This window comes from Streptomyces sp. NPDC058401 (genome assembly GCF_042722885.1).
In the GTDB taxonomy this organism is placed as follows: domain Bacteria; phylum Actinomycetota; class Actinomycetes; order Streptomycetales; family Streptomycetaceae; genus Streptomyces.
Map to the genome: position 1 here is coordinate 1 of NZ_JBHXKA010000170.1, position 14,381 is coordinate 14,381.

The 14,381-nt window shown below is 73.1% G+C and carries 12 protein-coding genes; 6 read left to right on the plus strand and 6 right to left on the minus strand.

Annotated features, from left to right (window positions below; genetic code table 11):
* Nucleotides 1–136: 136 nt before the first annotated feature.
* The 6 genes from ACFWNV_RS35825 to ACFWNV_RS35850 form a co-directional block, all read right to left on the minus strand.
* Nucleotides 137–553, minus strand: a complete 417-nt coding sequence (locus ACFWNV_RS35825) for a hypothetical protein (RefSeq protein WP_383955226.1) — start codon at nucleotides 551–553, stop codon at nucleotides 137–139.
* Nucleotides 554–602: 49 nt separating this feature from the next.
* Complete coding sequence (locus ACFWNV_RS35830) at nucleotides 603–1,913, minus strand: DUF58 domain-containing protein (protein ID WP_383955229.1); 1,311 nt, start codon at nucleotides 1,911–1,913, stop codon at nucleotides 603–605.
* Nucleotides 1,913–2,875, minus strand: coding sequence for a MoxR family ATPase (locus tag ACFWNV_RS35835; RefSeq protein WP_243337432.1), 963 nt, complete (start codon nucleotides 2,873–2,875; stop codon nucleotides 1,913–1,915). The genes ACFWNV_RS35830 and ACFWNV_RS35835 overlap by 1 nt, the downstream gene beginning before the upstream one ends.
* Nucleotides 2,872–4,080 (minus strand): DUF4350 domain-containing protein, encoded by a 1,209-nt coding sequence (locus tag ACFWNV_RS35840; protein ID WP_383955254.1) that lies wholly within the window; start codon nucleotides 4,078–4,080, stop codon nucleotides 2,872–2,874. Before ACFWNV_RS35840 ends, ACFWNV_RS35835 begins: the two co-directional genes overlap by 4 nt.
* A 353-nt stretch (nucleotides 4,081–4,433) precedes the next feature.
* Nucleotides 4,434–5,102: a DUF4129 domain-containing protein gene (locus ACFWNV_RS35845; RefSeq protein WP_383955232.1), complete on the minus strand. Its 669-nt coding sequence runs from the start codon at nucleotides 5,100–5,102 to the stop codon at nucleotides 4,434–4,436.
* A 7-nt stretch (nucleotides 5,103–5,109) separates the two neighbouring features.
* Nucleotides 5,110–6,363 (minus strand): hypothetical protein, encoded by a 1,254-nt coding sequence (locus ACFWNV_RS35850; RefSeq protein WP_383955235.1) that lies wholly within the window; start codon nucleotides 6,361–6,363, stop codon nucleotides 5,110–5,112.
* 252 nt (nucleotides 6,364–6,615) lie between these two features.
* Here ACFWNV_RS35850 and mtrA point away from each other — a divergent pair, with 252 nt between their 5' ends.
* The 6 genes from mtrA to ACFWNV_RS35880 all read left to right on the plus strand — a co-directional run bounded on the left by mtrA (nucleotide 6,616) and on the right by ACFWNV_RS35880 (nucleotide 14,167).
* Complete coding sequence (gene mtrA / locus ACFWNV_RS35855; protein ID WP_274552971.1) at nucleotides 6,616–7,305, plus strand: two-component system response regulator MtrA; 690 nt, start codon at nucleotides 6,616–6,618, stop codon at nucleotides 7,303–7,305.
* A 1-nt stretch (nucleotide 7,306) separates the two neighbouring features.
* Nucleotides 7,307–9,400 carry an MtrAB system histidine kinase MtrB gene (gene mtrB / locus ACFWNV_RS35860; protein WP_383955239.1) on the plus strand — a complete coding sequence of 698 codons (2,094 nt, stop codon included), beginning with the start codon at nucleotides 7,307–7,309 and terminating at the stop codon, nucleotides 9,398–9,400.
* Nucleotides 9,390–11,225, plus strand: coding sequence for an LpqB family beta-propeller domain-containing protein (locus ACFWNV_RS35865; RefSeq protein ID WP_383955242.1), 1,836 nt, complete (start codon nucleotides 9,390–9,392; stop codon nucleotides 11,223–11,225). Before mtrB ends, ACFWNV_RS35865 begins: the two co-directional genes overlap by 11 nt.
* 90 nt (nucleotides 11,226–11,315) lie before the next feature.
* On the plus strand, nucleotides 11,316–12,119 hold the full coding sequence (locus ACFWNV_RS35870) for a ComF family protein (RefSeq protein ID WP_383955245.1): 804 nt from the start codon (nucleotides 11,316–11,318) through the stop codon (nucleotides 12,117–12,119).
* Nucleotides 12,120–12,478: 359 nt separating this feature from the next.
* Nucleotides 12,479–13,180 (plus strand): ribosome hibernation-promoting factor, HPF/YfiA family, encoded by a 702-nt coding sequence (gene hpf / locus ACFWNV_RS35875; RefSeq protein ID WP_383955248.1) that lies wholly within the window; start codon nucleotides 12,479–12,481, stop codon nucleotides 13,178–13,180.
* A 258-nt stretch (nucleotides 13,181–13,438) separates the two neighbouring features.
* The gene (locus ACFWNV_RS35880) at nucleotides 13,439–14,167 is read left to right on the plus strand and encodes a response regulator (protein WP_383955251.1); all 729 of its coding nucleotides are present in this window, start codon (nucleotides 13,439–13,441) and stop codon (nucleotides 14,165–14,167) included.
* Nucleotides 14,168–14,381: the final 214 nt, after the last annotated feature.

Here is a 14,381-nt window from a genome sequence, read left to right on the forward strand (position 1 = left end):
CTGCAGGGGGGACCCTGTGGGAGAGTAGGACGCCGCCGAACAATCATTGTAGAAAGCCCCGTACCGGGAAACCGGTACGGGGCTTTTCTGCGTTTCCAGGCCTTTTGGCGCCGGTCCAAGTGGGCTCGGCCGGGACTTACCAGTCGGCGGGGTAGCTGTTGAGGCCGCTCGTGTCGAGCGTCCAGCGGCCGGCGATGACGGTGTCCCCGAAGGAGTACGGGACCTTCCTTCGGTAGTGGATGCCGTCGGGTCCTTCCGAGGGGTCGCTGTGCACCGTGGCGGTCTTCTCGTCCTTGCGGGGGTCCACAACGACGTAGAGCGGGACGCCCATCTTCGGGTAGTCGTGGAGCTTGTCGCGGATGTCGGTGAGGGAGTTCGTGCCTGAGACGACCACGTTCAGCCCGTGGGGAGCTGTGGGGCTCATCATCGTGAGGGAGATCTGACCGTCGGTCGTCTGCACCTTCCACTGGTCTTCCTGGTGCTCGGCCAGCTCCGAGAGTTGCTCCGCGAAATCGTGCGTGCGGCGCATCTGCTCCGGGGTGAGGTCGGCCACGGTGTCCTCCTGGTGGGTGCCCGGCCAGCGTATCCAGTCGGGCAATCCTCTAGAGGCGACCGGCCGCCTTGAGGGCGAGGTAGGCGTCGGCCAGGGCGGGGGCCAGGGTGTCCGGGGTGGCGTCGACCACGTGGACGCCGTGGCGGGTGAGCTGTTCGGCCGTGCGGCGGCGGGCCGACTGGGACTGGGTGCCCGCGGCGGCTTCGTAGACGGCTTCCAGGGTGCCGCGGGACGCGGCCATCTCCGCGACGTGGGGGTCGGCGACCGAGGCCAGGAGGACCGTGTGGCGCTGGGTGAGGCGGGGGAGGAGCGGGAGCAGGCCCTCTTCGACGGGGGCCGCGTCCAGGCTGGTCAGGAGGACCACCAGGGAGCGGCGCGGGGCGCTGCGCAGGATGGTGGAGACCAGGGTGCGGGAGTCCGTCTCGACCAGTTCCGGTTCGAGGGTGGCCATCGCGTTCACGAAGGCGGGGAGCGTGTCGGCCGCCGAGCGGGCCTGGACCAGGGCGCGGGGGCGGCGGTCGTGGGCCAGGAGGTCCACGCGGTCGCCCGCGCGGGTGGCCAGGGCGGTGAGGAGCAGGGCCGCGTCCATCGCCGAGTCCAGGCGCGGGGCGTCGCCGACGCGGCCGGCCGCGGTGCGGCCGGTGTCGAGGCAGATCAGGATGTGGCGGTCGCGTTCCGGGCGCCAGGTGCGGACGGCGACCTTGTTCTGGCGGGCGGTGGCCCGCCAGTCGATGGAACGGGTGTCGTCGCCCGGTACGTAGTCGCGCAGGCTGTCGAACTCCGTTCCCTCACCGCGGGTCAGGACGCTGGTGCGGCCGTCGAGTTCGCGCAGGCGGGCGAGGCGGGAGGGGAGGTGTTTGCGGCTGGTGAACGGGGGGAGGACGCGGACCGTCCAGGGGACGGTGTGGTGGCCCTGGCGGGCCAGCAGGCCCAGCGGGCCGTACGAGCGGATCGTGACGCGGGCCGCCTGGCGGTCGCCGCGGCGGGTGGGCCGCAGGCGGGTGGTGAGGCGGCGGCGTTCGCCCGGAGGAACCGTCAGGGTGTGGCGGGAGCCCGCGACTTCGCTGCCGGGGACCCAGCTGCTCGGGGGCCAGGCGTCGCGGATCCGGGCGCGGAGCGTACGGGGGGAGGGGTTCGTGATCGCGAGGTGGACGTCGGCGGTCTCGCCGAGGCGGACGGAGGTGTCGCCGGAGCGAGCCAGTTGGAGCGGGCGGACCGGGGCTGCGAGGGCGTAGTCGATCGCGCAGGCCAGGGCGATGGGGCCGTTGACCGCCAGCATCCCCGTCCAGCTCGGGCCGAGGAGGCCGACGGGGATGCTGCCGAGGGCCGCGAGCAGGGCGGCGCGTCCGGTGAACGCCATCAGCGCGGGACGGGGACGTGGGTGAGGATCGCGGTGATGACCGCGTCGGCCGTGACGCCCTCCATCTCGGCCTCGGGGCGCAGTTGGACGCGGTGGCGCAGGGTCGGCAGGGCCAGAGCCTTCACGTCGTCGGGGGTGACGTAGTCACGGCCCACGAGCCAGGCCCAGGCGCGGGCGGTGGCCAGCAGTGCGGTCGCGCCGCGCGGGGAGACGCCGAGGGTGAGGGAGGGGGATTCGCGGGTGGCGCGGCAGATGTCCACGACGTACGCGGTGATCTCCGGGGAGACGCTGGTGGCCTCGACGGCCTTGCGGGCGGCGTCCAGCTCGGCGGGGCCGGCGACCGGGCGGATACCGGCGGAGTGCAGGTCGCGGGGGTTGAAGCCGGCCGCGTGGCGGGTCAGTACGCCGATCTCGTCCTCGCGGGAGGGGAGGGGGACGGTGAGCTTCAGGAGGAAACGGTCGAGCTGGGCCTCGGGCAGGGGGTACGTGCCCTCGTACTCGACCGGGTTCATGGTGGCGGCGACGAGGAACGGCTCCGGGAGCTTGCGGGGGGTGCCGTCGACGGTGACCTGGCGCTCCTCCATCGCTTCGAGGAGGGAGGACTGGGTCTTGGGGGGTGTGCGGTTGATCTCGTCGGCGAGGAGCAGGTTGGTGAAGACCGGGCCGTTCTGGAACGAGAACTCCGCGGTGCGGGCGTCGTAGACGAGTGAGCCGGTGACGTCGCTCGGCATCAGGTCGGGGGTGAACTGGACGCGCTTGGTGTCGAGTTCGAGGGAGGCGGCGAGTGCCCGCACGAGGAGGGTCTTCGCGACGCCGGGGACGCCTTCGAGGAGGACGTGGCCGCGGCAGAGGAGGGCTACGACGAGACCGGTGACGGCGGAGTCCTGGCCGACCACGGCCTTGCCGATCTCGGTGCGGAGCGCCTCCAGGGCGGAGCGGGCGCTGTCCGTGGTGGCCGTCATGAGGTGCGGACCTCCCTTTCGAGGGCGTCGAGGTGGTCGGCGAGCGCGATGAGCGCCGCGTCGGTGGTGGGGGCCGCGCCGAAGAGCAGGGCGGCAGGGTCGTGCGGGGGCCGTCCGGCGGTGAGGCGGGCCGCGACGGCGGGGACCAGGGCGGCGGGGTCGTGGGCCGTGGAGGGCGGTACGCCGACCAGCGCGGCGAGGCGTTCGCGGGCGGCGGCGCGCAGCACGGTGGCCGCGCGGTCGCGGGCGTCGGCCTTGCGGTACAGGCGGGCGCGGCCCTCGGTCGCTTCGGAGGCGCGGACGAGGACGGGCAGGCGTTCGGTGACGAGCGGGCCGAGCCGGCGGGCGCGCCAGAGGGCGGCGACGGCGGCGGCGAGGAAGAGCTGGAGCAGGGCCCAGCTCCAGCCGGCCGGGATCAGGTCGAAGAAGTCCTGCTCCTCGCCGGTGCCCGCGGCGTCGGGGTTGCCGTCGGCGAGGGACGGCAGGTACCAGACGAGGTTCGGGCGGGAGCCGAGGAGTTGGAGCGCGAGGGAGGCGTTGCCCTCCGCGGCGAGGTTCTTGTTGAGGAAGACGTCCTCGGAGCCGAGGAGGACGGTGTCGCCGCCGGGGATGCCGGTGGGCAGGACGAGGAGGGTGGGGTGGCCGGCGCTGGGGTAGCAGCCGGCGGCTCCGGTGGTGGTCGTGTAGCGGTGTCCGCCGCCGGTGGCGGCGCGGCCCGCGGTGGTGGCGGCGGGGAGGGTGCAGGCGCTGCCCGGGTCGAGGTTCGCGTCCGGGGAGTCGCCGTCGCCGTCGCCGTTGGTACGGGTGCCGGGGGCCAGGGCGGGGAGGCTCAGGGTGCTCGGGGCGAGCAGGACCGTCCGGCCGCCGGAGAGGTCGATCGCGGAACGGATGGAGCGGAGCTGGGTCTCGCCGAGCCGGTCGGGGTCGGTGACCAGCAGGGTCGTGTCCGGGCCGGCGGCGTCGGCGGCCTCCTCGGCGGTGGTGACGACCCGGGTGGCGACCCCGCGCTCCTTGAGCAGCTCGGCCACGGCCCGACTGCCGAAGGGGTCGGCGGAGCGGGGGTCGAGGTAGCCGTGCCGGGCGCCGGAGTTCAGCGCGGCGAGGCCCAGCCCGGCGGCGAGGAGCACCACGAACGCGACGATGAACCCGCGGGCGCGGGTCCAGACGTCCCGCGGCGATGCGCCTCCGGCGGTGGTACGGGGCAGGGTGGCGGGCCCACCGGACGCCGTGGCGAGGGCTCCGGCGGACGCCGCCTCTGCCGGGGCGGGCCGGGGTGTGCGGCTCGCTGCCGCGTGTACCGGGGAACCGGTGGCCGCGCCGCCGTCCCGGCGGGCCGGGGGCGCGCCCGCGCCGGGGGCGCCCGTGGCCGGGGGGGCGGCTGGGGCCGGGTGGCCGGTGCCGGAGGCTGTGGCTGGGGCCGCACTGGTGCCCGGGGCGCCTGTGCCCGCGCCGGTGCCGGGGGCTGCGGCTGGGGCCGCGCTGGTGTCCGGGGCGGCTGCGCCCGTGCCCGTGTCCGCGTCTGTGCCCGTGTTCGGGGTGTTCGGGGTCGGGGTGTCGGTCATGGGGTGGGGCCTGTCAGGAGGGGCTTGGTGTGGGACAGGGCCTGGTCCAGGGTGGTGAGGGTGGCGTACATCTCGGGGGTGGCCGGGTGGGCGCCGTAGGTGATGTCGTCGAAGGTGCGGGCTGCTCTGTGGAGGGCCTGGGCGTGGGTCGGGAGGGAGGCGGCGGCTTCGGCTGCTGCCTCGTCCGCGGTGCGGCCCGGGCGGGGGTCGAGGAGGGTGCGTTCCTCCAGGGAGCGGACCACGGCGCGCATGCGCTCCTGGACGGCTTCGTTCCAGCGGCCCTCGCCGGCCAGTGCCTCGGCGGCGGTGCGGTGGTCCGCCGCGCTGCGGACGCCGTCGTCGAAGAGGGTGCCCGCGGCGCGGGTGGCCGTACGGCCGGGGGCGCCCAGGCGCCACCACAGGGCGGCGGTGACGAGGAGGGCGAACGCGGCGATGGCGAGGAGGCCGAGGGCTCCGCCCGGGGTCGCGCCGGAGGCGCGGTCGAAGAGGTCCCCCACCCAGTCCCAGAGGCGGTTCAGGGCCCGCTGGATCAGCCCCGGGTCGTTCTGGTGGTACGCGGGCTTGGACAGCTCGTCGCGGGCCGCCTCGCGGGCGGCCTCGCGGCCGATGGTGATGTGTGGGGTGGGTGGTGGTGTCTGGGTGAGCAGGCCCCCCGTGCTCCTCATGCCCGCGTCAGCCTCCGGTCGGCGGCGTGGCCGTGCCGTAGTTCTCGATGCCGGCCGCCCGGGCCAGCTCCAGGTCCAGGGCCTCGCGGCGGATGCGCTGGTCGACGTAGAGGAGGACGGTGACACCGGCCTGGATCGGCATGGTGATCGTCAGGGCGATGACCCCGCCGATGGCCGTCATGATCAGGTAGCCCCAGCTCGTGGCTCCGGTGCCCTCGGCCATGCCTTCGAGGCCGCCGCCGAACACCAGGCCGCCCACCATGGTGAGCGGGAGGACGATGAGGCCCGCGACGAAGGTCGTGATGATGCCCGTGAGCACGGTGATGCCGAAGATCCGCCACCAGGAGCCCTTGACCAGCTTCGAGGAGCGGACGAGGGCCGTGCGGATCGTCGCCTTCTCCAGCATCAGGGCGGGCGAGGCGAGGGTGAACCGGATCCAGAGCCACAGGATCAGGCCGAAGGCGACGAGACCGCCGACGACGGCGAGGCCGGGCTGTCCGGCGAGGGCGCCGGGCAGGACCAGTACGGCGAAGAGGAGGGCCGCGCCGAGGCCCAGCAGGAGGGTCAGGCCGAAGAGCCGGGCCAGCTGGGGGCGGGCCTCGCGCCAGGCGGCGCCGATGGAGGAGCCGTGGCCGAGCACCGCGCGGCTGAAGATCATGGTGAGCATCGCGGTGGCCACGATGGATGCGACGAGCTGGAGGAACCCGTCCGCCGCGGACAGGCCCACGAAGGAGCCGACGGCGTTGATCTGCTCGTCCAGGGGCGCGTCGCTCGACTGGTCCAGTACGACGTCACCGAACGCGTACTTCTGCAGGAGCACGGTCGCCAGCTGGACGAGGACGGCCACGGCCAGGGTGATCGGCAGTACCGCGCGCCAGTGCTTGCGCATGGTGGTGACGGCCCCGTCGAGGATCTCGCCGATGCCGAGCGGGCGCAGCGGGATCACGCCGGGCTTCACGGACTGGGACTGGGTGCCCCAGCCGCCGGGGCCGGGCTGGCCGTTGCCGTACGAACCCCAGCCGGTGCCCGGCTGCGGAGCCGCGGGCGGCTGCTGCTGCGGGCTGGGCGGGGTCTGGCCCGGTGTCTGGCCCGATGCCTGGCCCGGTGTCGGGCTCGACCACTGGCCGGGGGGCGGCTGCTCGGCGGACCACTTGGAGTCGCCGGATCCGGCCGGTCCGCCCGCGGGCGGCTGCGTACCGTGGGAGCCCTCACCGTCGGACGGGGAGGATCCGGGCGTAGCCCAGCCCGGAGAGTCGTTCATCGTCGCTCCTTCACGTGCACTGCGGGGTGCGGGCGCTTGGTCCGGCTGCCATCGTGCCATGTGACAACCTCGAACGGACCAGCCGTCCCGAACGGACCAGGGGTCTCTTGGAGACCGGAACGTTCGCGCCTTCGTGTGCCGGCCGGATCCGGGGCACACTGGGCGCCCTGATCTCCACGCAGGTCCGAGGGACTATTTCCAGCCCCTTTGGCTGTGGGACAGCTCACCGCCGGGTAACGATTAGCTAATGGGATGATGTCAACCATGAAGGGACGCGTCCTTGTCGTCGACGACGACACCGCGCTGGCCGAGATGCTCGGCATTGTGCTGCGTGGAGAAGGTTTTGAGCCGTCGTTCGTAGCGGACGGCGACAAGGCACTGGCTGCCTTCCGGGAGGCGAAGCCGGATCTCGTGCTGCTCGACCTCATGCTGCCCGGTAGGGACGGCATAGAGGTGTGCAGGCTGATCCGCGCCGAGTCGGGCGTACCGATCGTCATGCTCACCGCCAAGAGCGACACCGTGGACGTGGTCGTGGGCCTGGAGTCCGGGGCCGACGACTACATCGTCAAGCCGTTCAAGCCGAAGGAGCTGGTGGCCCGCATCCGGGCCCGTCTGCGCCGTTCGGAGGAGCCCGCGCCCGAGCAGCTGACCATCGGTGACCTGGTCATCGACGTGGCCGGGCACTCGGTCAAGCGGGAGGGCGCCTCGATCGCCCTGACCCCCCTGGAGTTCGACCTGCTGGTCGCGCTCGCCCGCAAGCCCTGGCAGGTCTTCACCCGCGAGGTCCTGCTGGAACAGGTCTGGGGCTACCGCCACGCGGCCGACACCCGCCTGGTCAACGTGCACGTCCAGCGACTGCGCTCCAAGGTCGAGAAGGACCCGGAGCGCCCCGAGATCGTCGTGACCGTGCGCGGGGTCGGCTACAAGGCCGGACCGAGCTGACATGACACCCGGCAAGCCCCGTGGCCGCTCCCGATGGGGAGCGCTGCGGGGCGGCCGGCTGCTCCGTGACGGAGTCGCCGGCGGCCCCGTGCTGCGGCTGTTCGTACGCCTCGTACGCCGGCCGCTGCTTCCGGCTGTCCGGCTGTGGCGGCGCAACATCCAGCTCCGGGTGGTCGCCGCGACCCTGCTGATCTCCCTCGCCGTGGTCCTCGCCCTCGGGTTCGTGGTCATCGCGCAGGTCAGCAAGGGCCTCCTCGACGCCAAGGAGGAGGCCGCGCAGAGCCAGGCCGCGGGCGGCTTCGCGGTCGCACAGGAGAAGGCCAACACGCCCTACACGGCGGACGGGCCCGACGCCTCCGACAACAAGGTCGGCCGGGACGCCAGCACCTGGATGAACTCCCTGGTCAAGCAGCTCGCCAGCGGCGGGCAGAGCGCCTTCGAGGTGGCGGCGCTGGGCGCCGGGACCGGAACCGGCGACGAACAGCAGGCCGGCCGGGGCGCCCTCGGTGTCCGCGGAGCCCGTGCCTCCGGCAACGTGGACCCGACCGCCAGCGTCCCGCTGGGGCTGCGGCGCAACGTCAACCACGCGACCGGCGCCTTCAAGACCTTCTCGCAGATCCGCTACACCGACGCCGGGGACAAGGTGCCCGAGCCCGCGCTGGTCATCGGCAAGCGGCTCACCGACATCAACGGCGACCCGTACGACCTGTACTACCTCTTCCCGCTCACCCAGGAGGAGGAGTCCCTCAACCTGGTCAAGGTCACCATCGCCACCGCCGGACTCTTCGTCGTGGTCCTCCTCGGCGGGATCGCCTGGCTGGTCGTGCGCCAGGTCGTCACCCCCGTCCGGATGGCCGCGGGGATCGCCGAGCGGCTCTCGGCCGGGCGGCTCCAGGAGCGGATGAAGGTCACCGGCGAGGACGACATCGCCCGTCTGGGCGAGGCGTTCAACAAGATGGCCCAGACCCTCCAGAACAAGATCCAGCAGCTGGAGGACCTCTCCCGGCTGCAGCGCCGCTTCGTCTCGGACGTCTCCCACGAGCTGCGCACCCCGCTCACCACCGTGCGCATGGCCGCGGACGTCATCCACGACGCCCGCGCCGACTTCGACCCGGTCACCGCGCGTTCCGCCGAACTCCTCGCCGGACAGCTCGACCGCTTCGAATCCCTCCTCGCGGACCTGCTGGAGATCAGCCGGTTCGACGCGGGCGCCGCCGCCCTGGAGGCGGAGCCGATCGACCTGCGGGACGTCGTACGCCGGGTCATCGACGGGGCGCAGCCGCTCGCCGATCACAAGAACACCCGGATCCGCGTCCTCGGGGACACCCAGCCGGTGATAGCCGAGGCGGACGCCCGGCGCGTGGAGCGGGTCCTGCGCAACCTGGTCGTCAACGCCGTCGAGCACGGCGAGGGCCGCGACGTGGTCGTCCGGCTCGCCTCGGCGGGCGGGGCCGTCGCCGTGGCCGTACGGGACTACGGGGTCGGGCTCAAGCCCGGCGAGGCCACCCGCGTCTTCAACCGCTTCTGGCGCGCCGACCCGGCGCGGGCGCGCACCACCGGCGGTACCGGCCTCGGCCTGTCCATCGCCGTCGAGGACGCCCGGCTCCACGGGGGCTGGCTCCAGGCGTGGGGCGAGCCCGGCGGCGGCTCGCAGTTCCGCCTGACGCTGCCGCGCACCGCCGACGAGCCGCTGCGCGGATCGCCGATCCCGCTGGAGCCCGAGGACTCCCGGGCCAACCGGGCCCGGGCCGTGGCCGACGCCGCGGGGGACTCCACGGCGGCCGGGCAGCGGGCGCAGCAGGCGGAGCGGGCCGACCGGTCGCCGATACCGCCGAGGTCCCCGGTCGCGGGTGCGATGCCCGTACCGGCCGACCCGACGGCGCTGCCGGGCAACGGGGCGCGGGTCGTGACCCGGCCGGCGGAGCAGACGAACGGTTCCGGGGGCGGGGCGGCGAACGCGCGGTCCGGGTCCGGCGGGACGGCGGGAGCAACCGACCGAGAGGGTGGCAGCGGTGGAACCGGCGGAGCGGGTGGAACGGGTGCGTCGGGCGGAGCGGGTGCAGCGGGCGGGGCGGGTGGATCGCATGGGCGCTGAGCCGGGCCAGCCGCGCCGGCGCATGCCGCGCGCCCTCAGGGCCTGCGCCCTCGGCGCGGCCGGGCTGCTGCTCGCCGGCTGCGCCTCCATGCCCGACCACGGCGAGATCCGTCCCGTGGAGGCCTCTCAGGGCGTGGACTCCCAGGTCCGCGTCTTCGGCGTGCCGCCGGACGACAAGGCCAGCCCGCAGGAGATCGTCGACGGCTTCCTGGAGGCCATGACCAGCGACGATCCGCATCTGCAGACCGCCCGCAAGTACCTCACCAAGGACGCGGCGGAGAAGTGGAACCCCGGCTCGGCGGTCACCGTGCTCTCCTCCGGCCTCGACCGGTTCTCCGTACAGGGCGAGAAGGACCCGGCGGCCCCCCGGTTCAAGATCGCGGGCAAGCTGCTGGCCACGGTGGACGAGCGCAGCGCGTACCAGCCGGAGACCGGCGACCGGCGCTACGAGGAGTTCCTCCAGCTCACGCAGGAGGACAAGCACTGGCGGATCGCGACCCCGCCCAGCAGCCTGGTCCTCAGCGAGTCCGATTTCCAGCGCATCTACCGGCCGGTCAACAAGTACTACTTCGCGGGCGCCACGCTCGTCGCCGACCCCGTCTACGTGCGCCAGCGCAGTGACCCCGACTCCCGGATGGACCCCACCACCCAGACCGTCACCTCGCTGCTGGACGGCCCCTCCAAGTGGCTCGGTCCGGTGGTCACTTCGAGCTTCCCGACCGGTACGGAACTGCGCGAAGGCACCAAGTCCCTCTCGATCGACGGCCAGAACACGCTGCGCGTGCCGCTGAACAAGAACGCGGACGACGTCGACGAGGCGCAGTGCCAGCGGATGGCGACCCAACTCCTCTACACGGTCAAGGACCTGACGGGTTCCCGGGTCGACCGGGTCGACGTCGTGCGCTCCGACGGCACCACCCGCTGCCAGGTGTCCGAGGCGGCCGCGGCCGTGCTCGCGAACCGGCCGCCCTCGCCCGGCCACCAGTACTACGTGGACGCCGAGAACCGGCTGCAGCGGCTGAACCTGGACCCCAACCGCGAGGACCAGCAGGACCCGCCGTCACCGGTCCCCGGGCCGCTGTCCGGGAACCCGGCCTTCAAAGTGGGCTCCGCCGCCGTGTCCTACGACGAGAAGCGTGCCGCGGTCGTCTCCGAGGACGGGCACGGGCTGTACGTCGTCAACCTGACCACCGCCGGCGCGATGCCGCCGCCCCTGCTGACGACCAAGGGGGCCAAGCCCAACGGGCTCACCACCCCGACCTGGGACGCGGCGGGAGACCTGTGGGTCGCGGACCCCGACCCGCAGGACCCGACACTGTGGCGGCTGCCCGGCGGCACCGGGACCCCCGAACGGGTCGAGGTGTCCGGGCTGGCCGGCGGGCGGATCACGGGGCTGAAGGCCTCCCCCGACGGGGTGCGGATCGCGCTGCTGGTGCAGCGGGAGAGCCGCAAGTACCTCTACAACGGACGGATCGAGCGGCCCGACGCGAAGGGCGACGTCTCCGCCGTCTCGGTGCGCGAGCTGCGCCCGGCCGCTCCGCAGCTGGCGGACGTGGCGGCGATGAGCTGGGCGCCGCGGGGCCGGCTGCTGGTGGTGGGCCGGGAGAGCGGCATGGTCGTACAGGCCCGCTACCTGCTGGCCGACGGCTCCATGGTCGGGGCCGGGCTGCCCGGGGCGACCGGGCTGGTGGCGGTGGCCGCGAGCGAGGACGAGAAGAAGCCGGTGGTCGCCGAGTCCCTGGAGGACGGCATCGTCTGGCTGCCGCCGGGGGCGCAGTGGCGCACGGTGGTGGCCGGCGGGCGGGCACCGGTCTACCCGGGCTGACGGCGGCGGGCCCACGGGCCGTGCGGGCCGTCCCCGGTGGTTGTCCACAGGGGTGGTGGAGTGCCGTCCGGGCCCGGCAGGGTGGATGTCATGCGGGAGTGGTGGCGGGTGCTCGCCGGTGAGCTGGCCGGGCTGGTGCTGCCGGCCGGGTGCGCCGGCTGCGGTACCGGGCGCGCGGTGCTGTGCGGAGCCTGCCGGTCGGCGCTCAGTGGGGCCGGGGCGGGCCCCGTACGGCCGTCTCCGTGCCCGGCGGGGCTGCCCGCGGTCCATGCGGCCACCGCGTACCGGGAGGCCGTACGGGCCGTCGTACTGGCCCACAAGGAGCGCGGGGCACTGCCGCTGGCCGCCGTCCTCGGCGCCGCCCTGGCGGCCGCGGTCCGCGCGGGCGGGGTCTCCGGTGCCGGGGTCTCCGGGGCCGGGGGAGGGGGCGTGGTCCTGGTTCCCGTGCCCTCCGCGCGGCACCGGGTGCGGGCGCGCGGGCACGATCCGGGGCGCAGGATCGCGCTGGCCGCCTCGGCGCGGCTGCGGCGGGAGGGCGTGCCCGCGCGCGTGGTGCCCGTACTGCGGCTGCGGCGGGCGGTGGCCGACCAGGCGGGCCTGGGGGCGGCCCAGCGCCGGGAGAACCTCGCGGGGGCCCTGGAGGCGCGGCCCGGCGCCGGCCGGCTGACGGCGGGCGCCGCCCGGATCGTCATCGTGGACGACCTCGTCACCACCGGATCCACCCTGGCGGAGGCTGCGCGGGCGCTGCGCGCGGCCGGGATCGGGGCACCGGGCGGGGCGGCGGGCGGGGCGGTGGGGGCGGCTCTGGCGGCCGCCGTGGTGGCCGCGCCGGCGGACTCCTTCGCGCCCCCCGGCACGGGTGCAACTCGAACAGAGCAAGAAACTCGTGAATAGATTTGGAACTGGAAGGGAAGGCGCATCGTTGCAGGTAGTAAGAGGGAACGGCCACCTGAACGGAGGTACGTTCCGGTAGCGGGTGCCGACAACCGGCATAGAGGGATATGTTCGGTTGTAAGGAATTGGCGAACCTTGGGCCCCACGCATCGGAGCGCACGTTTCGAGCGTCGTCACGTTTCGAAAACTTCGTGTCAGAGGTTGTCCCTCGACTCCGAAGTCGGTGGGGTGTAGATCTTGCCGATGGGGGAGGAGGAGGTGGAAGTCGCCAAGTCCGAGGCTCCGGTGTTCACCGGGGTCTGGTGCGAAAGGGAGACGCTTCGCCCCTGAGGCGGAGCTATCCGGGAACGGAGTTCTGCGTGGACATCGTCGTCAAGGGCCGCAAGACCGAGGTGCCCGACCGGTTCCGCAAGCACGTGGCCGAGAAGCTGAATCCCGAGCGGATCCAGAAGCTCGACGCGAAGGTGATCAGCTTGGACGTCGAGGTGTCCAAGGAGCACAACCCGCGCCAGGCCGACCGTTCCGACCGCGTGGAGATCACCCTGCGTTCGCGGGGCCCGGTGATTCGTGCCGAGGCTTCCGCCGCCGACGCGTACGCGGCGCTCGACCTCGCTCAGGACAAGCTGGAGGCCCGGCTGCGCAAGCAGCACGACAAGCGCTACACGCGGCGCGGCGCGGGACGGATCTCGGCGGCCGAGGTGGCCGACGTGGTCCCGGACGCCGCCACTCTCAACGGCAACGGCGAGCCGGTCAACGGCGAGAAGACGGACGCGGTCCCGACCACCAGGATCGGATCGCTGGAAGTGCAGGGCGACGGCCCGCTCGTCGTTCGCGAGAAGACCCACTCGGCCTCACCCATGTCGCTCGACCAGGCCCTGTACGAGATGGAACTGGTCGGTCACGACTTCTACCTGTTCGTCGATTCCGACACCAAGATGCCGAGCGTCGTCTACCGGCGCCACGGTTACGACTACGGCGTGATCCACCTCAACGCCTCCGATGCCGCCTCCAGCTCGGGTGAGCTCGACGGTGCGGGCGCGGGTGGCGCGCTGGGAGGCTGAGCCGCTGATTCCGGACTGATTCCGGACTGATTCCGGAGGTCCGTGCGGTGCCAGTGTGGTGCCCCCGCGTTCGCCCAGGCGGGCGCGGGGGCACTCGTGTGTGGTGACGGCTCCGGAACGTTGGCTTGTATGGGTCGGCCTGTAATCGTCGGAACCCGTTCGGTTACGCGGGCATGGAATCATGTCGGGCAGTCAGCCGGCGACCGCTCTCGTCGGATTGACCCAGCAGCTCAGCACCGTGGTGCAGGGGGAGGAACGATGGCCGACAGCTTCGGGCCGGTGCGAGACGACAACGGTGCGGGCTGCCGTGAGGAGGACCGCGTGGCAGAGCCGATCCGGGTGCTCGTGGTCGACGACCACGCGCTGTTCCGGCGCGGGCTGGAGATCGTCCTCGCGCAGGAGGAGGACATCCAGGTCGTCGGCGAGGCGGGTGACGGGGCGGAGGCCGTTGACAAGGCGGCCGACCTGCTGCCGGACATCATCCTGATGGACGTGCGGATGCCGCGGCGGGGCGGGATCGAGGCGTGCACCTCGATCAAGGAGGTGGCACCCTCCGCGAAGATCATCATGCTGACGATCAGCGACGAGGAGGCGGACCTCTACGACGCGATCAAGGCGGGGGCCACCGGGTACCTGCTGAAGGAGATCTCCACGGACGAGGTCGCCACGGCGATCCGGGCGGTGGCGGACGGGCAGTCGCAGATCAGTCCGTCGATGGCGTCGAAGCTGCTGACGGAGTTCAAGTCGATGATCCAGCGGACGGACGAGCGGCGGCTGGTGCCGGCGCCGCGGCTGACTGATCGTGAGCTCGAGGTCTTGAAGCTGGTGGCCACCGGGATGAACAACCGCGACATCGCGAAGGAGTTGTTCATCTCCGAGAACACGGTGAAGAACCACGTGCGGAACATTCTGGAGAAGCTGCAGTTGCACTCCAGGATGGAGGCGGTGGTGTACGCGATGCGGGAGAAGATCCTCGAGATCCGGTAGGCGGGCCGGGCCCGCTTGGGTTCCGGTTCCGGTTCCGGTTCCCGTTCCGGTTCGGTCCGGCTCCGGGTGCGGGTGGACGGCCCTGCGGGGCGGAGTCCCCTACCCGCCCTTCCTCCGTTCCCCGGGCGCTGCCCGGACCCGCGCCTCAAACGCCGGCGGGGCTGGGTGTGTCCCCGGGCTCTGCCCGGACCCCCTGGGGCTCCGCCCCAGACCC

What these genes read in the sequence shown, in the direction of transcription:
- ACFWNV_RS35830 (WP_383955229.1), bottom strand. Translation starts at nt 1,913, where the DNA reads ATGGCGTTCACCGGACGCGCCGCCCTGCTCGCGGCCCTCGGCAGCATC.
- ACFWNV_RS35865 (WP_383955242.1), top strand. Translation starts at nt 9,390, where the DNA reads ATGGGCGCTGAGCCGGGCCAGCCGCGCCGGCGCATGCCGCGCGCCCTC.
- ACFWNV_RS35850 (WP_383955235.1), bottom strand. Translation starts at nt 6,363, where the DNA reads ATGAACGACTCTCCGGGCTGGGCTACGCCCGGATCCTCCCCGTCCGAC.
- ACFWNV_RS35880 (WP_383955251.1), top strand. Translation starts at nt 13,439, where the DNA reads ATGGCCGACAGCTTCGGGCCGGTGCGAGACGACAACGGTGCGGGCTGC.
- ACFWNV_RS35870 (WP_383955245.1), top strand. Translation starts at nt 11,316, where the DNA reads ATGCGGGAGTGGTGGCGGGTGCTCGCCGGTGAGCTGGCCGGGCTGGTG.
- ACFWNV_RS35845 (WP_383955232.1), bottom strand. Translation starts at nt 5,102, where the DNA reads ATGAGGAGCACGGGGGGCCTGCTCACCCAGACACCACCACCCACCCCA.
- mtrB (WP_383955239.1), top strand. Translation starts at nt 7,307, where the DNA reads ATGACACCCGGCAAGCCCCGTGGCCGCTCCCGATGGGGAGCGCTGCGG.
- mtrA (WP_274552971.1), top strand. Translation starts at nt 6,616, where the DNA reads ATGATGTCAACCATGAAGGGACGCGTCCTTGTCGTCGACGACGACACC.
- ACFWNV_RS35835 (WP_243337432.1), bottom strand. Translation starts at nt 2,875, where the DNA reads ATGACGGCCACCACGGACAGCGCCCGCTCCGCCCTGGAGGCGCTCCGC.